General features: G+C 31.8%; 21 protein-coding genes and 1 tRNA gene. 9 read left to right on the top strand and 13 right to left on the bottom strand.

Features of this window, described 5'->3' with window-relative positions; translation table 11 throughout:
- The first annotated feature begins 120 nt into the window (after positions 1-120).
- On the top strand, positions 121-2553 hold the full coding sequence (locus tag VDP25_RS16685) for a helix-turn-helix domain-containing protein (RefSeq protein ID WP_334471653.1): 2433 nt from the start codon (positions 121-123) through the stop codon (positions 2551-2553).
- Between the two features lie 135 nt (positions 2554-2688).
- On the opposite strand, the gene VDP25_RS16680 is transcribed toward VDP25_RS16685, so the two are convergent.
- The 13 genes from VDP25_RS16680 to VDP25_RS16620 form a co-directional block, all read right to left on the bottom strand.
- Positions 2689-3690: a T9SS type A sorting domain-containing protein gene (locus VDP25_RS16680; RefSeq protein ID WP_334471651.1), complete on the bottom strand. Its 1002-nt coding sequence runs from the start codon at positions 3688-3690 to the stop codon at positions 2689-2691.
- A gap of 2 nt (positions 3691-3692) precedes the next feature.
- Positions 3693-4733 carry a hypothetical protein gene (locus VDP25_RS16675; RefSeq protein WP_334471649.1) on the bottom strand — a complete coding sequence of 347 codons (1041 nt, stop codon included), beginning with the start codon at positions 4731-4733 and terminating at the stop codon, positions 3693-3695.
- Positions 4734-4827: 94 nt separating this feature from the next.
- Entirely contained in the window at positions 4828-5388 is a 561-nt protein-coding gene (locus VDP25_RS16670; protein WP_334471648.1) for a hypothetical protein, read from the bottom strand.
- Positions 5389-5412: 24 nt separating this feature from the next.
- Complete coding sequence (locus VDP25_RS16665; RefSeq protein ID WP_334471647.1) at positions 5413-5907, bottom strand: outer membrane protein; 495 nt, start codon at positions 5905-5907, stop codon at positions 5413-5415.
- Positions 5908-5928: 21 nt separating this feature from the next.
- A complete protein-coding gene (locus VDP25_RS16660; protein ID WP_334471645.1) occupies positions 5929-6594 on the bottom strand; it encodes a hypothetical protein in 666 nt (221 codons plus the stop codon).
- Positions 6595-6610: 16 nt separating this feature from the next.
- On the bottom strand, positions 6611-8230 hold the full coding sequence (locus tag VDP25_RS16655) for a hypothetical protein (RefSeq protein WP_334471643.1): 1620 nt from the start codon (positions 8228-8230) through the stop codon (positions 6611-6613).
- 80 nt (positions 8231-8310) lie between these two features.
- Positions 8311-8652, bottom strand: a complete 342-nt coding sequence (locus VDP25_RS16650; protein ID WP_334471641.1) for a DUF4870 domain-containing protein — start codon at positions 8650-8652, stop codon at positions 8311-8313.
- A 14-nt stretch (positions 8653-8666) separates the two neighbouring features.
- Complete coding sequence (locus tag VDP25_RS16645; RefSeq protein ID WP_334471639.1) at positions 8667-9194, bottom strand: hypothetical protein; 528 nt, start codon at positions 9192-9194, stop codon at positions 8667-8669.
- Between the two features lie 12 nt (positions 9195-9206).
- Positions 9207-10010 carry a hypothetical protein gene (locus VDP25_RS16640; protein ID WP_334471638.1) on the bottom strand — a complete coding sequence of 268 codons (804 nt, stop codon included), beginning with the start codon at positions 10008-10010 and terminating at the stop codon, positions 9207-9209.
- A 367-nt stretch (positions 10011-10377) separates the two neighbouring features.
- Positions 10378-12663: a response regulator gene (locus VDP25_RS16635; RefSeq protein ID WP_334471636.1), complete on the bottom strand. Its 2286-nt coding sequence runs from the start codon at positions 12661-12663 to the stop codon at positions 10378-10380.
- Positions 12664-12767: 104 nt separating this feature from the next.
- Positions 12768-12902: a hypothetical protein gene (locus VDP25_RS16630; protein WP_289846251.1), complete on the bottom strand. Its 135-nt coding sequence runs from the start codon at positions 12900-12902 to the stop codon at positions 12768-12770.
- Between the two features lie 145 nt (positions 12903-13047).
- The gene (locus tag VDP25_RS16625) at positions 13048-16944 is read right to left on the bottom strand and encodes a two-component regulator propeller domain-containing protein (protein WP_334471633.1); all 3897 of its coding nucleotides are present in this window, start codon (positions 16942-16944) and stop codon (positions 13048-13050) included.
- Positions 16945-17095: 151 nt separating this feature from the next.
- Positions 17096-18238 (bottom strand): acyl-CoA dehydrogenase, encoded by a 1143-nt coding sequence (locus tag VDP25_RS16620; RefSeq protein WP_215927531.1) that lies wholly within the window; start codon positions 18236-18238, stop codon positions 17096-17098.
- Between the two features lie 91 nt (positions 18239-18329).
- Between VDP25_RS16620 and VDP25_RS16615 the strand changes: the two genes are divergently transcribed.
- The 8 genes from VDP25_RS16615 (at position 18330) to VDP25_RS16580 (ending at position 25593) form a co-directional block, all read left to right on the top strand.
- Complete coding sequence (locus tag VDP25_RS16615) at positions 18330-19406, top strand: anhydro-N-acetylmuramic acid kinase (RefSeq protein ID WP_334471630.1); 1077 nt, start codon at positions 18330-18332, stop codon at positions 19404-19406.
- 62 nt (positions 19407-19468) lie between these two features.
- Positions 19469-20695: a Glu/Leu/Phe/Val dehydrogenase dimerization domain-containing protein gene (locus tag VDP25_RS16610; RefSeq protein ID WP_334471655.1), complete on the top strand. Its 1227-nt coding sequence runs from the start codon at positions 19469-19471 to the stop codon at positions 20693-20695.
- 6 nt (positions 20696-20701) lie between these two features.
- On the top strand, positions 20702-22093 hold the full coding sequence (nhaD, locus tag VDP25_RS16605) for a sodium:proton antiporter NhaD (RefSeq protein ID WP_215927535.1): 1392 nt from the start codon (positions 20702-20704) through the stop codon (positions 22091-22093).
- A gap of 78 nt (positions 22094-22171) precedes the next feature.
- Positions 22172-22867 carry a MotA/TolQ/ExbB proton channel family protein gene (locus VDP25_RS16600; protein WP_334471627.1) on the top strand — a complete coding sequence of 232 codons (696 nt, stop codon included), beginning with the start codon at positions 22172-22174 and terminating at the stop codon, positions 22865-22867.
- A gap of 3 nt (positions 22868-22870) precedes the next feature.
- Positions 22871-23263, top strand: coding sequence for an ExbD/TolR family protein (locus VDP25_RS16595; protein ID WP_215927539.1), 393 nt, complete (start codon positions 22871-22873; stop codon positions 23261-23263).
- Between the two features lie 76 nt (positions 23264-23339).
- On the top strand, positions 23340-24236 hold the full coding sequence (locus tag VDP25_RS16590) for an energy transducer TonB (RefSeq protein ID WP_334471624.1): 897 nt from the start codon (positions 23340-23342) through the stop codon (positions 24234-24236).
- Between the two features lies 1 nt (position 24237).
- Positions 24238-25455, top strand: a complete 1218-nt coding sequence (locus VDP25_RS16585) for a bifunctional folylpolyglutamate synthase/dihydrofolate synthase (RefSeq protein WP_334471622.1) — start codon at positions 24238-24240, stop codon at positions 25453-25455.
- Positions 25456-25518: 63 nt separating this feature from the next.
- Positions 25519-25593: transfer RNA gene (locus VDP25_RS16580), tRNA-Val, on the top strand.
- Positions 25594-25784: the final 191 nt, after the last annotated feature.

Raw genomic sequence — 25784 nt, 5'->3', positions numbered from 1 at the left:
CGCCGCCTTTTTTGAAAACCCTTACTAGATATCTAGTAAGGGTTTTTTGTTTTAGAATCTATCGTGAAGTAAATCAATTAACCTTTTTTATTATCTTCATTCTTTATTTGGAATTGAATTATGAAAGAAAATTTAGAATTAGATTTAGCATGGAAGTTTGTAAACAATACTAATAGAAATGTCTTTTTAACAGGAAAGGCTGGTACTGGTAAAACTACCTTTTTACATAAACTAAAACTTCAGGGAAATAAACGAATGGTCATTGTTGCTCCTACAGGAGTAGCTGCCATCAATGCTAAAGGTGTTACAATTCATTCTTTTTTTCAAATGCCGTTTGGACCTATTTTACCAAATGATGAAATGTCCTCATCAAGTTTCAAACGAAAATTCAGCAAAACTAAAATAGATATAATTAAGTCTTTAGACTTATTGGTCATTGACGAGATTAGTATGGTTAGAGCTGATTTACTAGATGGTATAGATAAAACCTTAAGACGTTACAAGGATAGGAATAAAGTATTTGGCGGCGTACAGTTGTTAATGATTGGTGATTTACAACAATTGTCTCCAGTGATAAAGGATCATGAGTGGAGACTTCTACAGCCCTTCTATAAGAATGCATTCTTTTTTAGTAGTATTTCTTACCAAAATTGTAATCCTATTACTATAGAATTAAAACATATTTATAGACAAGAAAATCCGCTGTTTATTAATATTTTGAATGAAATCAGGAATAATAATTTAAGCATTGCTTTAGCCGAAGAATTAAACAAACGGTTTTTACCAGATTTTGAACCCAATGAAGATGATGGGTATGTGTCCCTAACCACACATAATAATAAAGCACGACAAACTAATTTGGTAGAGTTAGATAAGTTGAAAGGCAAAACATGGACATATAAAGCCATTATTGAAGGGACTTTTCCAGAGCATTCTTTTCCTAATAAAGAAACATTAGAGTTAAAAGTTGGAGCACAGGTTATGTTTATTAAAAATGATAGCTCTCAAGAAAAACGATACTTTAATGGTAAAATAGGAAAGGTGATATTATTAGAAAAGGATGAAGTTATTGTACACTGTCCGGATGACGATTTTAATATTACTACAAAATTAGAAACTTGGGAAAATATAAAATATACCGTTGATGCTGATACCAAAGCCATCTCTGAAGATAAAATAGGTAGTTTTACACAAATTCCATTGCGCTTAGCTTGGTCTATTACAATTCATAAAAGTCAGGGATTAACTTTTGAAAAAGCAATTATTGATGCTCAGGGAGCTTTTGCTCACGGACAAACTTATGTGGCATTGAGTCGTTGTAAATCATTAGAAGGTTTGGTTTTAAAAAGTAAAATTGAATCGAATCAAATAATTAGTGATTATAATGTTATTGAATTTAATAAGAAGGCAGAAGAAAATCAACCTAATGATTCTATTTTATTGGAATCAAAACGTAATTATCAATTAGATTTAATTTCAGAAGTATTCAATTTTTATGGTTTTATCTATCCTGCTAATCGTGTTTTAGATATTTATTATAAAAACAGAGGTAGTATTGAAGGTACAATAGAAGCTCCGATTATTACTATTAAAGATAGTGTAACAAATCTTCTTAAAATAAGTAATGGTTTTAAATCACAATTACAAACTTTAGTCAACCTTAAAGACATTCCTGAGCTGAGCGAAGTGGTGCAACAACGGTTTAAAAAAGCCTTGGGTTATTTTAAAGATCAAACGACTTCAACTATAGAAGCTCCTTTAAAAGGGTTAAATTTTTCTACTGATAACAAAGCCATTCAAAAAGATATTGATAAGCAATTAGATACTTTAGAGGAACTATTAGAAACTAAGCTTTCTTACTTTGAAGGTTTAACTGATGGTTTCAATACAGATACATTTTTAAGCTTAAGAGCAAAATCAGTATTCTTAGGTAAAGAAAAGCCCAAAAAACAGCGTAAAACAATTATAGATGGTACAACCAATGTTGAACTGTTTGAATTATTACGAGAATTAAGAAATCAAATTGCTAAACGTGAAGGCTTAGTTCATTTTCAAATTTTTACACAAAAATCGTTATATGCCATGTGTGAATTACTACCAACTTCTAAACAAGAATTGAAAGAGGTTCATGGTATGGGTAAAACGAGAATTGAAAAATATGGAGCAGACATATTAAAAGTTATAACGGATTATTGTAATGAAAATGATATTGAAACTTCTAATGATCATTCTGTATTTGATGAATTAAAACCTAAAAAACGAAAAGGGGATACCAAGAAGATATCTTTAGATTTATTTAAATCGGGAAAATCAATTGATCAAATTGCCTTAGAACGTGAATTAAATTCTAATACTATATTTGGACATCTAGCGGATTTTATTGCTTCAGGTGAAGTGAAAATTACGGATTTAATGTCTTCAACACATTATAAAGAATTAAAAGCGATTATCCCAACTCTTACTTTCGAAAACCTTTCAGATTTAAAACATCAAATAGATGATAAATATTCTTATGGAGAATTACGATTGGTCCTTCAAGAATTAAAATCATAATTATTACACTTTTCTAAGTTATAGGTTAATGATAGTAATAAAGGTGCTATGTCTAGATTTCACTCAATGGCATAAAAAAAAGCTTCGATAGCGAAGCTTTTTTTGAAAGGCTACTAACTCTTTAACTCTTGAATTCTATGATTTAATGATTTTAGCAACAGAACGTTTATTAGTGTTTTGTTCTATTATGTGCAGTAAATACATCCCTTTAGGATAATTTGAAAAGTCCATTTTTTCAAGTCTACTATTGGTTGTTGTATGAATGAGTTTTTTTCCATGTATATCAAACAGTTGTAATGAATAGTTTACATCTGTATGAAATTGAACATTTAATATCGTATGTGTTGGGTTAGGAAAAACCTTAAAATTTGTATGGTCTAAATTCTCTACCGATAAACTACTGTCTACATTAAAGAGTTCAAATATGTATGCAGACCAGTTATTATCCATATTCTTTACTCTAAGATATAAATAATGATTGCCATCGGTCATATCTTCAGGAACGGGTATGGCTAAAGTTTCATTAATTGTAAAACCTTCGGTTATTGGAATTGATACACCATTACCAATTCCTGGATCAGTATCAAAAAAGTATTCTGCAGCTGTTATAGGTGATGAAACAACATTAGAGATGGTTTGAATATAAAAGTAATCTCTGTAGAACAAACTCCAATTATGGTCTAAATCTTTTACACGTATATGTAATACATGTAAGCCATTATCGAGACCTGCAGTTGGAATATTAAAGGTGTCATTGAGTGTTTGATCAGGTGTAATAGATAAGGAAGTGCCATTGCCAACACCAGGATCGGTATCGATAAAGTATTCAGCTTCACTTAAGTTTGAGCCTACAGGTGGAATTTCTATAGTATGTATGTAAAAATAATCACGATAATACATACTCCATATATCGTTAGTACCTTTAACTCGGATATGGAGTACATGCAATCCATTACTTAATCCATTGGTTGGTATACTAAAGTTTGAACTAATAGTATTGCCAGAAGTAACTGCTAATTCATTGGCATTCCCAACACCAGGATCTAGGTCTATAAAATATTCGGCATCTGTAATCTGGCTCCAGCCATTACAAAATGCGCCTATAGTGCAAATCAGGATGAGTAAAATACGTTTCATTACTATTGTTTTTGTGTTGCAGTAAAGTCTACATTAAGTGTTTGTCCTGGAGCAACAACACTATTTGTAATGGTGATACTTTCCGCATATGGAGTAAGATTAGGTCTTCCATTGGGATCAAACGCAAAGTTATTTCCATAAAGACCTATATCTGTTCCATCGCTTCCTGCATTGATTCCTGGTGATCCACTAGCTAAATTAAAGTCGTTAATATAAAAATCAGTTACAGATTCAAATGGCACGTTTTCAAATAAGGGATTGGTATTATCTAAATTATTGCTTCCTGATAACGGACTAATAGTAGCGCCGTAATAGCTGTAGGTTATATTACTTACAAACGTTATTGTAGAACTATATAGGCCTATTTCTGTTAGAGTCCCTGTAGATAAAAAAATATTGTTATTTACTAATGTGTTAGAGCAATAAGAGAAAAATGTTTCAGAACTAAATGTGGTAAGAAATATATTATTTGTAACGATAGAAGTATTATTGAGATTAGTAATGGAACCTCTTAAAAAATTATTCTTTATTTGCCAATTGTTAGTCCCTGTTTGAGAGTTTATATTAGTGCTAGTACTTGAAAAATAATTGCCTTCAATAATCCACCCATCACTAAGGTTATCAGTAGTAGATCCGGTAACATTAGATCTAATACGATTGTTAATAATGTGCATATTGGTTTGATCGGGACTAGTACTAGATGTACCGCACTTTATATTGTTAATTGATAAACCTTTTATTTGTGAACCAGCTGAATTATTAATAAACGTAATGGTATTAAGGCTAGCAATTTCGCCTCCAGTAACATCAGAGTTGTGACCAAGCCCCATAATAGTGAGCGTTTTATCAATAGTTATAGACTCATAAGAATTAGGAGAAGGGTGCACTTGAATTATATCTCCTGTACTAGCTGTATTTATAGCAGTTTGCAAATCTGTAAATTGGGCTCCAGATTGATCTCGGTTGTCAACGGTGTGAATCGTTTGGGAAAAGCCAAATAGATTCAGTAATGTGCATAAAATAGTAATTTTTAAAGTTTTCATAATATGTATTTATTTAATTAATAAATGTGTGATATGTTTTTTTTAAGTCGGGTTAAAAGTGTCTTTTTAGTAGTGTATTTGTTTTTATAAAGTGTCAATTGTTGCTGTACGCATTATACTCAAACTCTCCATCTACAATGTAAGTTTCTTCAATTTCATCGCCATTGATATTGACTTTATTAACAGCAATTCCTTGGAAAGATCCCTTTATACTAGTAACATAAATATCATTATGTTCAATTTGCAGAACTTCTACAGAAATAGATTTGGCTTCTAGACCTAATTCTAAATCATTAAATCCAAAAAGTAAATCGAAATCTGTATGACCATCTAACACTTCAGTCAAACCTGTTCTTGCAGGAATACTTAATGAAGCATTAATAGATTGATTGATATCGTTATAAACGATTACGGCCTTCTTTAAGGTTTGAGAATTGCTCTCAGGAAAAATATTAGCTACAGCAATTACACTTGGATCACTGATATTATCAGTCACAATATTGAACGTATCGTTTACTTGGTTGCCTGTGACACTATAATTGATATAAATAAGTTGTTGTGGAGTATCATTAGAATCATCATTATTTTTACTGCAAGACATCGTAACTAACGATAAGAGCAATAAGAGTTTTATTGTAGGCAATATAGGTTTCATATGATAGGATTTATAAATTAAACTTTACACCGCCTGCAATAACAAGCTGCCACCATCTATTATGACGTATTTTATTTCTGCGAAAGGGGTGATGCTACTTCCGATGTTAAAATTGGCACCTGCGCCTAAGTTGAGCCCTATACGACCATCACTACTAGAGAAATCACCTCCTAATCCAAAGCTGTTTTCGTATTTTACTTTAATACTAGAGTAGTTAAGACCTGCAATACCGTAAACATTAATGTTTTCTTCATCTAGAAAGTAATAGTTGGCATTGGCATTAACTTCAAACCAGTTTATTTTTATACCGCTTTCATCTTTAGGTAAATAATAAATAAACGATGGTGAAATGGTTAATTTTTCCATTATTGGAAACTCAGCATTAGCACCTAAACCTATAGTTTTAATTTCGGTACCATAACCTAATAGTGCTCCTATTTTTGTGTCTGATTGAGCTGACGCTGTAAGAGAAAATGTGATAATAATTATGGCTGTAATTAATAAATGGATTTTTTTCATGATTAAATATTTAAGATTATTTTACAAGTTATTGTTAGGTATCGTGTATTCAAAGCTACCTGTGACAGAGTGTAGTAATTCTTCTGGCTCAGAAGTTGGACCGGTATAGGCTTTGTAATATGCCTGCCCTTCAAAACTCCCTTTAATATGTCCAAGTGTTAAAATTCCAAAATCATTATAGGTTTCTTCATATTCAGTAATTGTTAGACTAATATTTTTTGAAAGTAAATGAGTAAGCAAATCATTATCACCATCATTATCACCATCATAGAAAGCATATAGTTCTCCAAACAAAAATTTCATATTAAAAATAGGTTCCTCTGTTATATTACCGGTTGATCCTGTTTCAATTTCACCAAGAGCAAATTCACCTATATTAGTAGGAAGTGTCATATAAATCTCCTTAAAATCATCACCAGGTAATGACCTTGCAAACACTAAACTTGCAACTTGTGTTGTTCCTTCATTATATACGTGTCCAAGTATCGTTATGTTATCATTTTCAATTTCCTGAGATTCTGAAATAGTAAATGAGTGATTAACAGCACTACCTGTTATGCTGTAATACATATAATTACTTTGAGATTGTGGGTCGTCGTCATTAGTGATGTCATCACTACTTGAGCAGGTATGCAACATTGTGGGTACTATGACCGTCAATATGATTTTTATAAAATTTGTTTTCATAACGTGGTTTTGTTTATTAATTTTTAAATCCAGAGAGTAAATTCATTGATTGATAATCTTTTTTACTTATCGTTGTAGGTTTCTTGTCTAGAGATTTTGCTGTTATACTTATATTATTCTTAGATTTATTTTTATCAATCATTTCCATTTCCATAATTAAACCATTAGAGAATTGGGATAGAATTTTGGGATCTATGTCTGGTAAATCCATGTTTTTTACGCCATTAAAGTTCATGAAATGACTAAGTTTTATAGGTGCTTCTATAGTATGGTACATTTTTATAATATACTTGTCGTCTTCAAGCTGTAGGCCTTTGCAATTGTAGTTTAATATGGTTTTTGAAGCTAAATCTGTAATTTTAAAATTTGGTTTGTCATTAGTATTTTTAAGTTCTGGAATAGGATACATTTGAAAAAAATTATGGCCTTGAGTCTCCATAAACATGACCATAATATTAAGATTTGAATCAAATAGCATGGTAGCATTACCTTTGTTTTTTGATTTGTTATCTACCATTTTTGTTGCTTGATAGTTTGCATTTTCTTTAATTAAGAAAGTCATATCTATGGCTTCTTTTTTTCTTGAAGCCATCAATATTTCGGTTTCAAATTGCCAATCAAAATCATAAGAATCGGGTAACATTTTTGCAGTAACTTTGTTATTTTTTAATGCATTTCTGGCAGATTTTACTTGACCTTTTGAATTACTAGTATCATAATCGTCTTTATTTATATTTTCTGAATTTTCATCTTTTTTAAAAGATCCCATTACCATTCCCATCATATCTTGACCACGAGATTTTACTTCTCTAGCTGGTGGTAGATTGACTTCTACAGGTGTGTATTCGTAAATAATTAGACTTTCTCCAGGCGGCATCATGTCCATGTCAAAAGCACTCATAGACTGTTTTGTATCTGATTTATTGGTATATATTTCAATAAGACGATCGTTGTCATCAAAAATCACATAACTACCTTCATAGCCGGGCTCGTTTAGAAATTCAAACTTTGTATAGCTTTTTCCTCTTAAGGATTGTTTACTTTCTTTAAAATCCTCATATCTAAAATGTTCGGGTTTGTATATAAAGGCAAATTCTACAAAACCATTAAACGGATTTGGGGTTATATTTTTATCCATTTGCTTTTGTGTGTTTGCCATAAATGGTTCTGGAGGTAGCTTTAGCATTTCTAACATCATGTTTGGCATCATCATTCCTTGACCTCCTGATGCTATTAGTGAAGATTTGTTGTAAGCTTGTGCTTTGTCATTATAAGCATATATAAATCCTTCACTGTCTGTATAACCTGGTTTAGGTGTTTTGTTAGATTCTAATCGTACAGCAACTTCTTCTGCATCAAAATATTGTGTCTGATTGCTATTTCCATTTTCATGTATTTTAAGAACAACATCTTCCTTGTAGAAGTCTGTTTTATATTTGGTGTTAAGCTCTAGTGCTGAATTTGTTGATTCAGATTCGATTTGTTCTTTTGAATTTTTACGACTTCTTTTTTTAGACTTGTTTGTTGTTGTAGCATCATCTATGGTTTTTTCTGTTTTCTTTGAGACAACCTGATCCGTTTTTTTTAAAATGGTACGTTCGGCAGCTTGTTCTGCTTTTTTTCTTATTTTTTTCAAGATTTGAGCGTCTACATTTACGACCATGAAGAGGCTGAAAATCATCAATAGTATGTGTTTCGTTTTCATAATAAATGTGATTATAAATTGTTAAACCATTTTATATAATGTGTGCCTAAAAGGGGAACAGGTTTTTCTTTTTCGTTAATGGCATTTATAAATCCCATAATCCACATATAGAGTAAAACAAAGACACCAATGATGTTAATGAGCCAACCTAATATTGGTACAAGTCCAATGATGCCCAAAGCAAGACCTGTTATGGCTAAGCCTAAAGATTGGGTAATATGATATTTTGCAAAATCATCTTTTTTGTCATTATTCATCACAAAAGCAATAATGAGTCCTATAATAGTTAAATAGGCAATGATGGCAATTGTTTTACCTTCTGAAGATGTTGTTTTTGTTTTTGCTGATTCCATAAGATTTGTTGTTTTTAAAATGTAACGTTTATGTGTCCTGAAATTGGAAAGCTCCTACCATACTCCATCATTCCACTGCCTTCTCCTTCAAAGGTCATCCGTAGTCCTTTTGGTGTGATTTTAGAAATATTGATGGTTCCTTTTCTAAATATGATGCGTTTATTCATTTGCTTTACATCTCTATCTTTATTAAAGAGGTTGAGATCAACAGTTTGTTTTTCTGAATTCACATTTGGAATGTTGTATGTTGCTGAGCCTTTTTGTAAAATATCTGTATGAAAGAGGTTAAAGTTGAGTTGTAACGGATTATCATTATCCCTAAAAACAAGCAGAATTGAATCGTTTTGAAACTTGGTTTGTATTTGTGGTATTAATTGATTTTGCTTTATTTCAAATGATTTGCCTTCCATGGTGACTTGAATTGCAACATTTGAATCATTAGTACTGTAAGCAATACTATTTGTTTGAGTATTATTGTTGTTACAAGCTATGATTAAGCAAAAGAGGCTTATTGTTAGTATAAATTTTAATTGAGGTTTCATGTCTTAAAGTCTTTATTGTTTTACCGTAAATAGCTTTAGCATATTTTTTTGTTTTGGGCTAGGTACTTCGGCAATAAACGCATAGTTACCTGGCGTCAGATTTGTTGAAAAATAACCGGTGTTGTCTGTTGGCATTTCTTGAATACCTCCTAAAAAAGTGACTCCTTTAGGAGAAGGTGATATAAAACCTTTTGGGTTGGTCCAATTCATCCAACGATTTAATTCTTCTAAGTTGGCTTCGTTACTTAATTTGACTAAATGAATATCATGCCCTAAAAAGTGTTCATGTGCTTTTTGATCTGTAAATGTTACGGCAATAGTGTGCTGTCCTTTAGTGTAAGACGTATTTGCTGTGATACCATTGGCACTAGATATATTGAGATCTATGGTTGGTCGTGGTTTTTCTATCGCGCTCTTATGATTTGTAACACGTATTTCTTTAAACATACCCATTACAGAATGAAACTTGCCATTAGGCATTTTTACATAACATTCCATTAAGTAGTTTCCTGGTTCTAAATATATAGTAGACTCTGAGGTTGTATTGGGCGAGGTTAAACCAATACCTCCAGTAAAAACAACGTTAAAAAACCAAGGAGGTAAATTACCAAAGGCGGCGAGACCTTCTTCTGTTTTTCCTTCATTAATCAAGGTCATGCCTTTATCAAATACAGGAAATACGTCTGCTTTTGTGTCGGCAGCACTTATGCCATCAGGATATTTTTCAAATACTATAAAGTGTGTTTCCTGAGATTGATTTTTATAGCTGAATGTATTCCAACCAGAAGGAATAGAATCAACAGTTTGTATTTCCATGTTATTGGTTGTAATTTCTATAACTGGTTTTTTATCTGTTTTGCACCCGTAACAGAGCAACAGTAATGGAAGTAACAAATAATAGAATCGCTTTAAAATAGTATTCATGATTTCTTGATTTTTATAGATTTAACAACATTGCTATTAAGCACAATCTTTATAAAATAGTCTCCCCTTTTTAAGTGATCTAAATTGATATATATGTTTTCTACTTTTTTATTAAGCGTATGTCCTTTTGTTATCATTTTGTACTTTTTCAAATAGACAAATCGATTATTTAATAACTTTAATACTCTAAAATTAGATCGTTAACTGATAACGGGATTGCACTTATGTAACAAAGTGTTGTACTTATGTAACAGTGTGATTAAGTTGCTTGTTTTAAGGTGTTTGAAGCGAATTCGGTAGGGGTGCAATTGTAAATTGACTTAAAAGATTTTATAAAATAGGAAGATGTATTGAAACCCGTTTGGTAAGCAATTTCTGAAATTGTACTATCCGATTGTTCTAATAAACTAACCGCGACTTTCATACGTTCTTTTTTAATAAATTCTGTAGTAGATAAACCTGTAAGCGATTTCAGTTTTCTGTGTAGTTGCATTCTACTCATTAGCATTAAATCACTTAATTGCTTTGATGTAAAATCGGGTTGTAGTACATTTTCTTTTACAGCTTCTTGTAGTTTTTGAAAAAAATGATCTTCTGTGTGAGAAACATTTATACCATGGAAGTCTAGAGCATTATTTTTACTGTAATATTTGTGGAGTGTGTTTCTATTAGCAACAATTTGTTGTACTCGTATTTTAAGTTTTTCAACATTAAAAGGTTTTGTGACGTATGCGTCAGCGCCAGATTTTAAACCTTGTATTTCATTTTTGTCACCAGATTTTGCCGTTAGTAGAATAATAGGTATGTGGCTTGTTTTTATATCTTCTTTTAAGGTGTTGCACATATCGATCCCATTTTTAATAGGCATCATTATATCGCTAATGATAATATCTGGTATAAGTTTTATAGCTTTTTCTATACCTTCCTTACCATTACAAGCTTCATAAAGTTTATAGTCTTCTTTAAAAATAGAGTGAATAAAAGTTCTGATGTCGTTATCATCTTCAACGATTAATAAAATAGGTTTTTGATTATGTTCTATATGTGCAGAATTTATGTGTTTTTCCGAATATTTAAGTTCTTCATGTGTTAGATCTAGAATTGGTTGCTGAGAAATTTCTGTAGCACCAAAATAGGAGAGCGCTAAAGGCAAAGTTACTGTGAACTGAATATCATCAGAATTCATAGTATGTGCTATAATATTACCATGAGATAAAACAGCTAACTCTTTTACTAAGGACAGTCCTATACCAACACCTTCGTTTAGCTTATTATTTTGGTAATAGCGCTGAAATAATTTTGGAAGTTCATCGTCTTTTAATTTATTCCCATTATTCACTATAGCAATTGTTATAAAGTTTTCATTTAAGTTAGCATCAAACGTAATTTTACCATTAATAGGGGTGTATTTTATCGCATTAGAAAGTAAGTTGGTAACGATTTTCTCAATAACATCAGGATCAAACCAAACATCATCCATCGTGGCAATATTGTAAGAGAATTTGATTTGTTTTTCTTGAGCGCTATACTCAAAAGATTTAACTAACTGTTTTAATAATATTGTAATATTACCTTGCGATACATTGAGCTTTAAATTTCCAGATTCTAATTTTGAAAGGTCTAATAATTGGTTGACTAAATTTAATAAGCGTTTTGAGTTTCTTTTAATAAGGTTCAATTGCTCTTTATCATCTTCGGAAATATTTGGTTTCGCTAATTGATTTTCAACAGGACCAGAAATTAGTGTTAATGGGGTTTTAAATTCGTGTGAGATATTATTGTAAAGTTTAGTTTTAAACTCATCTAATTTTTTGATTTTGTCTTTTTCAATTTCAATTAAATTAAACTTATATCCTAAACCTAAAGAAAAACAAAGCATTTCTAAGAAAACCCCTAGTTGCGATGCATTAAAATTATAGAAACCAAATAAATTATTGGCATGTACACCTTGGATATAAACAGCTGTTGAAGCAGAGTACATGCCTAAAATAGTTAGAGAAATAAGGCATATATTACTTACCAAGATGTAATACCTTAGTTTTGATTTAATGACAATAAAAGCTCTAATTACAGCATATACGGAATATAGATGAAGCGGTATAAAAATGTAAGATTGGTATTTAACAACGTTTTCTGAGTCTTTGGTTATAAGCAAATACAAAAAAGTCACTGTTGCTAGCACATACATGAGTACCGTAAACATGTCTACTTCTTTAGAAAATCTTGCATGGTGAGATTTTATTTCTGCAAAAACATTAATAAATTTCACATACAGACCAGTTAGCAAAAACAATAAGGGTAATAAGAAGCTAAATTCTAGGTCTACATTATCTGTAAATAATCTTAGCTCTAGCATTAAATCTATTTTTATAAAAAAATAGCCAGCAAATAGAAGAGCATAAATTCCATATAGTAAATAGTCTTTTTTCTTTACTTGGATATAAACTAATAACATATATAAGCCAATAAATACAAATGCACCTTGAAATAGGAACGTTGTAATAATAGCCTTTATAGCATCTGTATTTTGAAAAATCTCATTCATTATCAGATCTCGTCTTTTAATAAAAAGAAAAGGGAAATAATGACTAACTCAGGATTATTTCAACTTACTTCCCTTTTCACAACTGATTAATAGCGTCTTAAATATTATTTAGTAATCTTGATAGATTTGATGACCTTATTATTTAGTAGAATTTCAAGCTGATAGTTTCCCTTTTTTAAATGGTCTATATTGAGATATATTTTATCATCTTTTGGTTTGTCCTTAATGGGATTTTCCATCTCAAAAAATTCTACTTAATTAGTGTAGGTGTAAAATTATAGTGAAGCTTGAATACATCATATCAATTATGTTTCAAAACATATAACAGGTGTTTCATTGTGTTGAAAGATGTTTGTAATTGACTGAATAATTGTGATATAGTGCTTAAGAAGGGTGTTCTTTAGGAGTTGTCTTGTACGTGTCCTTGAAACATTTTATAAAATAGGAAGGAGAATTAAAACCAATTTGATACGCAATTTCAGATACTGTAGCATCCGAATTTTTTAATAATTCGAGCGATAGTTTTAAGCGTTGTGAACGAATAAATTCAGTGGTAGATAAACCAAAGATTGCTTTCATCTTTCTATGGAGTTGCGTTCTGCTCATTTGTAGTTTCTCACTAAACTTTTCACTAGTAAGGTTTGGATCCGTTAGGTATTCGTCTAAGACGTCTTTTATTTTTTGAAGAAAATCGTTTTCGGTAGAGGTAATAGCAAATTCTGGTGTAATGCTAAAATTTTTACTGAAGTGTTTTTGTAATTGTCGTCTGGTTTCGATTAAATTATCGACTTTCAACTTTAATTTTTCGCTATTAAAAGGTTTGGTAACGTAGGCATCAGCTCCTGTTTTTAAGCCCGTAATTTCATTAGCGTTACCTACTTTTGCCGTTAATAAGATGATTGGAATATGACTTGTAATTTCATCATATTTTAATGCATTACAGAGTTCAATACCATCTTTCTTTGGCATCATAATGTCGCTTATAATAAGATCTGGCATGTGTTTGCGTGCTTTTTCTATACCAGATTCACCATTGGTCGCCTCAATTAAGTGGTAATTGTTTTTGAAATTAGAAACGATAAAAGCACGTATGTCTGGTTCATCTTCTACAACTAAAAGTGTAGGTTTATCGGTGACTAAAATTTCTGATGTCTCTTGTACAGACTCATTAAGAGTCTCTTTTGTGTTCTCAATGATTTCTTCATTACTAAAGGCTTCTTTCTTAATGGGAAGTGTTACTGTAAATTGAATTTTATTGTCATCAATATTATTCGCAATAATGCTTCCTTTAGACAAGTTGACTAAATCTCTAACCAATGCCAAGCCAACACCAACACCATCAGATAGTTTGTTGTCTTGGTAGAATCGCTGAAACAGCTTACTCAAGTCTTTTCTGCCAACGCGATCGCTAGAATTTACTATAGATAACACCAATACATCATCTTGAAGATTGACATCGAATATAATTTCACTTTCTTTTGGAGCATATTTTACAGCATTCGATAATAAGTTCGATGTTACCTTTTCAATAACATCTTTATCAAACCACACTTGTTTTATATCTTGAATATTGCTTTTTATCTTAATATTTTTCTGATTGGCTTTATACTGAAAAGCACTAACTATTTGTTTTAACAATACGGTTATGTTGCCCTTAGAGACTCTTAATTTTATTTGCCCTGAATCTAGCATTGAAAGATCTAGCATCTGATCTACCAACAATACTAATCTGTCCGTATTTTGCTTTACTAGTTGTAGCTCTTTTTTATCGCTTTTAGAAAGTTCTGGTTTTGATAGTTGATTTTCTATAGGTCCAGAAATTAGGGTCAGTGGTGTTCTAAATTCGTGCGAAATATTCGTGTATAATTTGGTTTTAAATTCGTCTAACTTTTTAAGTCGTTTAGTTTCTTCGTGTTCAAACTGAAGTTGCATTTTCATTTGCCAACGCCATTTTAAATAATAATAAAGTGCAAATGCAGATAACAACCCTAAGATTACATAAATAATTTTTGCCAAATTAGTACCATACCAAGGTTTGTTAATGGTAAATGCATATGTTGCAGGTGTATTGTTCCAAACACCGTCATAATTACTAGAGATAACTTTAAAAGTATAATCGTTGGGAGGAAGGTTGGTGTAATGTGCCGTATTACTATTGCCTGCATTTATCCATTCTTCATCGTAATTCACCAATTGATATTTATAAGAGTTACGCTCAGGTTGTGAAAAATGCAGGCTCGAAAACGTAAAAGTTATAGTGTTTTTATTGAATTTAAATGCTGCATTTTGTTGTAAGGGTTGGTCTACAGAATAAACTTCAAACTTTGTAATAATAGTTTTAGGTTTTATGGTGTTAAATGTTAATTGGTTTGGGTTAAACCAATTGAGACCTTCTAATCCACCAAAATAAAGATTACCATTTTTGTCTTTATAGTAGGCACCCGTGTTAAATTCTAAAGCTTGTAACCCATCGTAATTACTATAATTTTCAAATTTATTTTTAGTTTGATTGGTAAATTTACTAATGCCATTATTTGTACTTAACCATAAATTCCCATTGTTATCTGGTAAAATTCCATAAATAACATTGTTAGGTAAACCATCCGTTGTTGTAAACGTTTCAAAAGTATCGTTTTCAATATGATACTTTTTAAGACCTTTGCCATTGGTTCCTATCCAAAGGATTCCATTTTGGTAGAGCAAAGACTTTATCTTACTATTGATGGTTTTAATATTAGTTATGCGATCTAAACTTGTATGTAACTTGTACAGGCCATTATCGTCACTTCCTATCCATAATTCATCATTGTCTCCATGGGTTACGGTTTTTATGTCGTTGGTTGTTAATAAAGAATTACTGGTATTAAATTGCTTAATAATTCCTTTATTTATGTCGAATAAAATCAGGCCGTTTCGTTCAGTACAAAGCCAACTTTGTTCATCGTTTTCTCTAACAATTTGCCAAATGGTATAATTGGCTAATTCTGGAAACGACTTATAGTTTCCGTTAATATCTCTAATATTTAGACCAAACCCTTGATGTCCAATCCATAAATTATTGTTATTGTTGAGTAGGCTAATAATTCTATCGCTAGCTAAAGGAGAATTATTGGCAGTGAATGTTTTATGTTCTTTAGTCTTAAAGTTAATGTAGGTTAGGCCTTTTCCAGAGGTGCCAATCCATATATTATCATCGTTATCAGTGCTAATACTTCTTACAACATCAACATTTACTGTTTTAGGAACTTGGTTATTGGTTAATACATTAAATTTTATAAGATGTGTATCGTAATAATTAGCACCAGCTCCATCAGTACCCAACCATATGATATTTGTTACGTCTTCATATAAACATAAGATGTCATTATATTGAATAGCAAATGGGTTGTCTTTGTTGGCTTTAAAGTTGGTGAGATTCTGGTTTATTAGGTCAAGTTTATAAGCTCCATTTCCATAAGTCGCAATCCATAATCTGTTTTCTTTATCAATAAGCAGATCTTCAATATTTAAGTCTTCTGGAAGTTCTTTATACCGATATTTTACAAACAAATCTGTTTTTTTTTCTCTGTAATATAAACCTTGACCAAAAGTTCCCAACCAGATGTTGCCGCTTTTATCTTTTGCTAATGTGCTAAAGTTTGCGTTATTGTGAGAATCTATCAGGATTTCCTTATAAGATGTGTTCTGTTTAAATTCAAATACCGAACCAGATGCTGAAACAATTAAGGAATTATTAGTTTCAATAAAATCATAAATAGTTCTTTGTTTATCGTTTTCATTTAAAACCTGAAGCGTGTCTTTTGTTTTTGCATCAATTTTAAATAAGCCGTCTCCATAAGTGCCAACATAAGTGTTTAAATTTTTATCTTGAAATATAGAACTGACATTTTTGAAGGTTGAGATGTGCTTAAAATCATCTGTTTTTGAGTTGTAAAGTTCTAGTTTTCCAGAATTAGTAATAATCCATAACTGATTTTGGTTATCATTATAAATCTTACCGAGCCTGCTAAATGTTGGTCTGGTAATGTCTTCAAAATGTTTGTCGTAGTGTTTAAAACTTCTACCATTATATTTGTTCAGTCCATCTTGTGTTGCAAGCCATAAATAACCAACACTGTCTTGTGCAATGCTAATAACGCTGCTTTGAGATAAACCATCATTGATGGTTAGACTATTAAATGAAAATGGCTTTTCGTTTACAGACTCTTGTGCGTTTACGAAAAATGAACAAGCAATCAATAAACAAATAAAAAGGAAAGAATTAATTATTTTGTAAAGCAAGTAAACCATAAATTAAATGACAGTGAATCTTAAAAAGATGCTGTTTAACTTACTAATATAAAGAATTTTAACTTGATATTACAATTTGTGAATAAATGTAAAAACCCATCAAAATTTGATGGGTTTTAAAATATATATTATGAGTAGTTATCTAATTTTTTATAAGTCCTCTAGAAATTACAATTTTCTGAATTTCTGAAGTTCCTTCATAAATCTGAGTGATTTTAGCATCACGCATTAAACGTTCTACATGGTATTCTTTTACAAATCCGTTTCCACCGTGTATTTGTACAGCTTCAACTGTGTGTTCCATAGCAACTTTACTAGCATATAATTTTGCCATAGCACTAGACATGTCATAATTGTTCCCTTGGTCTTTATCCCAAGCAGCTTTCATCACTAACATTCTTGCAGCTTCAATTTCAGTATGCATATCTGCTAATTTAAACGCTATAGCTTGGTGGTTACAAATTTCTGTACCAAAAGCTTTACGTTCTTTAGAATATTTTAAAGCTAATTCATAAGCACCAGCAGCAATACCTAAGGCTTGTGCAGCAATACCAATTCGTCCGCCAGAAAGTGTTTTCATAGCAAATCTAAATCCAAAGCCATCATCACCAATTCTATTTTCTTTAGGAACTTTTACGTCATTAAATTGTAATGTATGCGTATCACTACCTCTAATTCCTAATTTGTCTTCTTTAGGACCAATATCAAAACCAGGCATACCTTTTTCAACAATAAAGGCATTAATACCATGAGAGCCTTTATGCTTGTCTGTTTGAGCAATAACTAAATAAACTTCGGCACGTCCACCGTTTGTAATCCAGTTTTTTGTACCATTTAAAACGTAATGGTCACCTTTATCTATAGCGGTTGTTTTTTGAGATGTAGCATCACTACCAGCTTCTGGTTCGCTTAAACAAAATGCTCCAATACATTCACCTGTAGCTAATTTTGTTAAATATTTTTCTTTTTGAGCTTCATTTCCGTATGCTTCTAATCCGTAACAAACCAAAGAGTTATTTACTGAAACCATAACAGAAGCAGAGGCATCTACTTTAGATAATTCTTCCATGATGAGTACATAAGAAATAGCATCCATACCGCTTCCGCCATATTTAGGATCTACCATAATGCCTAAAAATCCTAATTCACCCATTTTACGTACTAAGCTTTCAGGAAAAGTTTGTGCATTATCACGTTCTATGACACCAGGAAGTAATTCTGTTTGTGCAAAATCTCGTGCTGCATCACGAATCATTAAATGTTCTTCTGTTAAGTTAAAGTCCATATACTATAAATATTATTGATTTCTTAAAATTTTGATGCAAAGATAATTTTTTATTGCGGTATTTTCAATAAGGAATATTATTTTTACTCATATGACAAAATTTACTTATAAAGTTATTGGTGTAATGTCAGGAACTTCACTAGATGGTATAGATCTTATTTATGCAACCTATGATGTTGTTGATGCCCATTGGGATTTTAAAATTCACGATGCAGAAACTGTAAAGTATTCAGCACAATGGAAATTACAATTGGGAGCATTAGTTAACCAGTCAATGGACCAATTGCAGGATATTGATTCGTTATATTCTAAATATCTAGCAACAGTAATTTCAACATTTATAAAACAACATCACATTAAAGATATAGATTTTATTGCCTCGCATGGACATACGGCTTTACACCAACCAAAACAAGGGGTAACTTATCAAATAGGTAATCTGCAAGTGTTAGCAGATGTTTTAAATGAAAAAGTTATCTGTGATTTTAGAGTTCAAGATGTAGAATTTGGTGGACAAGGAGCGCCTTTAGTACCTATAGGTGATCGTTTGTTATTTAAAGATTTTGATTATTGTCTCAATTTAGGCGGCTTTGCCAATGTTTCTTTTGAATCTAAAAATAAAAGAATTGCGTTTGATATTTGCCCTGTAAACATTGTTTTAAATTATTATGTTTCTAAATTAAATTTAGAATATGATGATAAAGGTAAAATAGCTTCAACAGGACAGGTAAATGAAGCGTTACTATTTCAGTTAAACACACTTCGTTTTTATAACGAACAAGCACCAAAATCTTTAGGTCTAGAATGGGTAGAATTAAATATCTTTCCACTTATTGAACCTTATAAGCTTGAAACAAAAGATATATTACGAACATTTATTGAACATGTTGCTATTCAGGTCTCTAGAATTCTAACAGAAAGCAATACAAAGGTTTTAGTTACAGGAGGTGGAGTTTACAATGATTTTTTAATGGATAGAATTAATCATTTCTCTAAATCTAAAATTGTAATCCCAGAAAATGAAATTATAGAATTTAAAGAAGCTTTAATTTTTGGATTGCTTGGAGTATTAAAAGAGAGAAACGAAGTTAACTGTTTAAAAAGTGTAACAGGTGCAAATCAAAATCATTCATCAGGAAAAAGATTAATCCCTAAAAATCTAAATTAATTAACATTTCGGTTCGATTGTTTTTTATATTTGTTACCGGAAATAAAACAAAAAATAAATTGATAAAAGATTTACTTCAGAAATACGAAAATAAGACTCCCGAAATCGTATTTCATTGGAACGACTCAGAAACAGATGCGGAAGGGTGGACAGTTATAAACTCATTACGTGGTGGAGCAGCAGGTGGTGGAACACGAATGCGAAAAGGATTAGATAGAAATGAAGTGTTGTCTCTTGCTAAAACGATGGAAGTAAAATTTACAGTTTCTGGCCCTGCCATTGGTGGAGCTAAATCTGGAATAAATTTTGACCCACAAGATCCAAGGAAAAAAGGTGTTTTAGAACGTTGGTATGCAGCGGTATCTCCTTTATTAAAAAGTTATTATGGAACAGGTGGTGATTTAAATGTTGACGAAATTCACGAAGTTATTCCAATTACTGAGCAGAGTGGTGTTTGGCATCCTCAAGAAGGTGTCTTTGAAGGCCATTTTAAACCAACACAAGCCGATAAAATTAATAGAATTGGTCAGTTAAGACAAGGTGTTATCAAGGTTATTGAAAATCCAGACTTTTCTCCTAGTGTTAATAGAAAATATACCGTTGCAGATATGATTACGGGTTATGGTGTCGCTACAGCAGCAAAACACTTCTATGATATTAATGGAGATTCTGTAAAAGGAAAACGCGTTGTTGTTCAGGGATTTGGAAACGTAGGTGCTGCAGCTGCTTTTTATTTCGCACAAATGGGGGCAAAAGTTGTTGGTATCATTGATAGAGTTGGAGGGTTAATCAATAAAGATGGATTTACATTTGAAGAGATCACAGATTTATACCTTGCAAAAAATGGTAATACACTAGTTGCAGATAACCTTATTCCGTTTGAAGAAATCAATGAAAGTATATGGTCGTTACAGACTGAAATATTTGCACCTTGTGCAGCATCGAGGTTAGTGACTCAAGATCAAATTGATCAGATGATTACTACAGGTTTAGAAGTGATTACCTGTGGTGCTAACGTCCCTTTTGCTGATAAAGAAATATTTTTTGGATCTATAATGGAACATACAGACCAAAAAGTGAGCCTAATACCAGATTTTATTTCAAATTGTGGTATGGCAAGAGTTTTTGCTTATTTTATGGAACGTAAAGTGCTAATGACTGATGAAGCTATTTTTAATGATACATCTGATGTTATAAGGAAAGCTTTAGAAAAAGTGCATGAAAATAATTCAACAAGAATAGGTATAAGTGAAACAGCTTTTGAAATAGCGTTAAAACAATTGATATAACATATAATGGAAGCTGCAATAATTCTTGTATTTGTTTTTGGCTATTTGGCCATAACATTAGAACACAATATTAAAATTGATAAATTAATCCCTGCTTTAGTCATGATGGCTATAAGTTGGGCACTGATTTCTTTAGGTATTGATGGATTTACTCAATGGTTTGATTCTGCTAATCATAGCCTAATGGACAATTTTGGTTTACTTCCGCATGAAGAGAAAATGCACTTAATGGAAGAAACCTTACTTCATCATTTAGGTAAGACAGCAGAGATTCTTGTATTTTTATTAGGTGCAATGACCATTGTTGAAATAATAGATTATTTTGATGGGTTTTCTACCATTAAAAATGCTGTAAATTTTAACAGTAGGAAGAAACTGCTATGGATGTTTGCAATCTTAGCCTTTTTACTTTCAGCAATCATTGATAACCTTACAGCCACAATTGTTTTAATATCAATTCTTCAAAAAATTGTAAAAGAAAGAGATGTAAGAATATGGTATGCTGGTTTAATTATTATTGCAGCAAATGCAGGTGGTGCTTGGTCTCCTATAGGAGATGTGACAACAACAATGCTTTGGATTGGAGATAAAGTGTCTACAGGTAAATTGTTCTCGTATTTATTTATCCCTTCGTTGTTGTGTATGGTAGTGCCAACTTTTATTGCGTCATTTTTAAAGCCTTTTAAAGGCGATTTAGAATTGCAAGAGTCAGATGGTAAACCAAAAAACAAGTTTAGTGCTACCATGTTATTCTTAGGATTGGGAGCTATTATTTTTGTGCCAATATTTAAAGTGATTACACACTTACCTCCTTATGTAGGTATGATGTTGTCATTGGGTGTTGTTGCTATTTTTGCTGAAGTATACAGTAGTTCTAAATTTTCAATTTCAGAAGTGAGTTCAGAAGAACATAATTCTAATGCAAGTCATAGTCCTGTTCATCATTCATTATCTAAAATTGAATTGCCAAGTATATTGTTTTTCTTAGGCATCTTAATGGCAGTTGCAGCCTTAGAATCTTTAGGGATTTTATTCGGTTTTGCAGGTTCACTTCAAGATACTATGCCAATGTTAGGTACAGAGTTTCATCATGAAGGTGTATCGGATTTAGTGGTATTACTTCTAGGAGTTGGATCGGCTGTAATAGATAATGTACCTTTGGTTGCAGCAAGTTTAGGTATGTTCTCAGAACCATTAGATAATGAGCTATGGCACTTTATAGCTTATTCTGCAGGTACTGGAGGAAGTATGTTAATCATCGGTTCTGCAGCAGGTGTTGTGGCAATGGGAATGGAAAAAATAGATTTCTTTTGGTATTTAAAGAAAATATCTTGGTTGGCATTAGTTGGCTTTCTAGCCGGAGCAGCAGCCTTTATGGTAACAAGAGCTATTTTTTAATATTAAAATAATAAATATACTTAAGCTATAAACTTAGCGTTATAAACAGTACAACTTTAAAAAATTAAATATTTTAGTATGATATCATTAAATACTATTCAAGATGAAGTAGATATTTTAACAGAGGGAGAACCAGTTGAAAAAACCTTATCTATTATTGAATTAATTACAAGTGGAGGAACATCAGGAATAGTGATTATTCTTATTTTGTTCTTACTCTTAATTATAGCTACTTATATTTATTTTGAACGCATATTTGCCATTAAAGCTGCGTCTAAAGTCGATTCAAACTTTATGAATCAGATTAAAGATCACGTAAGTAATGGTAAGATAGATTCAGCACAAATGTTATGTGCTCAGCAAAATTCACCAGTTTCGAGATTAATTGCTAAAGGAATTACTAGAATAGGAAAACCTCTAGAAGATATTAATACAGCTATAGAAAATGCTGGGCGTTTAGAAATTTATAGTCTAGAGAAAAACGTAAGTGTGTTAGCTACTATTTCTGGAGTTGCACCAATGATTGGGTTTTTAGGAACTGTTGTTGGTATGATTATTTCAATTTTTGAATTGGCAAATGCAGGAGGAACCATTCAAATGGATGTTTTAGCAAGTGGATTATATACAGCTATGACTACAACTGTTGGTGGACTTATAGTTGGTATTATTGCATACGTTGCATATAACCATGTTGTAGGAAGAACGAATAAAGTTGTTTACCAAATGGAAGCAAATTCTATTGAATTTTTAGATCATTTAAACGAACCTATCTAATTTATGAACATTAGAGGAAGAAATAAAGTAACACCAGAATTCAATTTCGCGTCAATGACCGATATTGTATTCTTGTTATTAATATTTTTTATGATAGCGTCAACATTGGTAAGTACTAATGCTATTGATATTATATTGCCAAAAGCAAGTGGTAAGACTGAAAATAAAAAATCGACTGCAGTAAGTATCAAAAAAGATTTGACCTATTATATTGATCAAAAACGCGTTGGTGAAAGTGTTTTAGAAACAGAGTTAGTATCTATTCTGTCTAACCAAGAATCACCAACAATCGTATTGAGAGCAGAGAAATCTGTACCTGTAGAAAATGTAGTGAAGGTTATGGATATTGCCAATAGAAATAAGTTTAAAGTGATATTAGCTGTTCAACCTAATTAACGGCATCATTTTTGAAAATAGCTTTGGAAACCAACAAGGTTTCAAAATTTGATAAGTTTAAAACAATACCTATAAAGTGAAATATTTAGAGACTAAACACGAACGCAATTCGGCAAAAATTACAGTACTCATTTCTTTGATACTGTTACTGCTATTGTTTGTTGTTGGGCCTCAATATATGGATCCTCCAGAAGAATATGGTGTAGCAGTAAACTTTGGGACCACAGATTTTGGTAGCGGTAATAAACCATTAAGTGAACCTAAAAAGGCTGTTGAAGAAAAAATAGTAGAAGAAAGTGCTGTTGAAGAAGTGGTACCGGAAGAATCACAAGTGACACCTACTGAAGCGGCAACCAAAGCCGAAGAAGTGATGACGCAAGATAACGCTGAAGAAATTGCTATAAAAAAGCAAAAAGAAGCTGAAGCAAAAGCTAAAGCGGCTGAAGAAAAGGCTAAGGCAGAAGCTAAAGCAGCCGCAGAAAAGATAGAGCGAGAAAAACGTGAGGCAGAAGAAAAGAAACGTGCTGAAGAAGCTGAGAAAAAGAGAAAGCTCGATGCTATGATTGGAGGTGTGAAAAATGCAGAAGACAATACAGATGGAGGAGAAGGACCAGATAGTCAAGGTGGGAATAAAGGACAATTAGATGGTGATCCTTATGCACCAAGTTATTTTGGAGGTTCAGGTCCAGGAAAAGGAGGTGTAGGATACGGCCTAGGAGGTAGAGGCATACCATCCAAGCAAATATATAAGCAAGACTGCAACGAATACGGCTTAGTTGTTGTAAGAATTCAAGTAAACAGACAAGGCAAAGTAATTAAAGCAGAACCTGGAATTAAGGGCACAACCAATACAGATCCTTGTTTATTAGAACCTGCAAAAAAAATAGCCATGTCTCATAAATGGCCAGCAGATCCTGAGGCACCAACAACTCAAGTTGGTTTTGTGAGTATTAATTTTGATGTAGGTCAATAGAATGAATTATCAAGATACTGTGAATTGGATGTTTCAACAACTTCCAATGTATCAAAATAAAGGCAACTCAGCTTTTAAAAAAGACTTAACTAATACCATTAATTTAGCCACGTATCTCAACCATCCAGAAGGTAAGTTTAGATCTGTTCATGTTGCTGGCACTAATGGTAAAGGGTCAACAAGTCATATGTTGGCTTCAATTTTACAAGAATCAGGATATAAAGTTGGCCTATACACGTCTCCACATTTAAAGGACTTTAGAGAGCGTATTCGTATTAATGGTAAAGTTATAAGCAAGCAGGCTGTTATAGCTTTTATAAAGAAGAATAAAGCATTTTTAGAAGATAATCAACTGTCGTTTTTTGAAATGACTGTTGGTATGGCTTTCGATTATTTTTTAAAGCAAAAAGTAGATATTGCTATTGTTGAGGTTGGCTTGGGTGGTCGATTAGATTCTACAAACATTATTACACCAGAATTATCTGTAATTACAAACATAGGTTTTGATCACACGCAGTTTTTAGGAAACACATTTCAAGAAATTGCAGGAGAGAAAGCCGGAATTATAAAACAAAATGTTCCTGTTGTTATTGGAGAAACACATCCTGAAACCGAAAGTGTATTTAAACAAAAAGCAAGCGAAGCTAATTCTACGATTTACTTTGCAGATCAAATTATAAATGAAGCTTTAGATAGCGATTTAAAAGGGTCTTATCAGGTACATAATATTAAAACGGTTATACAATCAATAAATATTTTAAAAGAACTAGGTTTTAAGATTTCTAAAAATAATTTAGAAAAAGGACTTTTAAATGTTGTTGGTAATACTGGTTTGCAAGGCCGATGGCAAATATTAGGGCACAATCCGAAGGTTGTTTGTGATACGGCGCACAATAAAGAAGGGTTAACTTATGTAATGGAGCAAATAAAAAAAGAAACCTTTAATAAGCTTCATATTGTATTTGGTGTTGTAAATGACAAAGATTTGGACACTATAATTCCTTTACTTCCTAAAGAAGCAAGCTATTATTTTTGTCAACCAAACGTGCAAAGAGGCTTAAATGCTAAAATATTGATGACTGCTTTTAAAAAAAATCAATTATTAGGAGAATCTTATAAAAGTGTTAGTGAAGCCTTAACTGTCGCAAAATCAAATGCTAATAAAGATGATTTGATTTATGTTGGCGGTAGTACTTTTGTTGTAGCAGAAATAATTTAAATTTTTATTAAAAAATGTTTTGAGATATTAAAAACTAGACTATCTTTGCAGTCCTAATTATTAGGGCGACTAGCTCAGTTGGTTCAGAGCACTTGGTTTACACCCAAGGGGTCAGGGGTTCGAATCCCTTGTCGCCCACTTCCAAAAGGAAACCCGATTTACGAAAGTAGATCGGGTTTTTTGCTTTTAATAAGCGAGTGAAGTTATTAGGGGTCATTGCTAAAAGTTGTGTGTGATGATTAAAAAAAGATTCTGATTTTTGTAAAAAAAAAAAAGACTTTTGGACAATTATCTAGAACTACTGAAACTTATTCTTCCTGAATTTTTAA

This window comes from Winogradskyella sp. ECml5-4 (assembly GCF_036903175.1).
Classification (GTDB): domain Bacteria; phylum Bacteroidota; class Bacteroidia; order Flavobacteriales; family Flavobacteriaceae; genus Winogradskyella; species Winogradskyella damuponensis.
The sequence above is the reverse complement of the archived record's forward strand: the minus strand, read 5'-3'. Positions and strand labels throughout refer to the sequence as shown.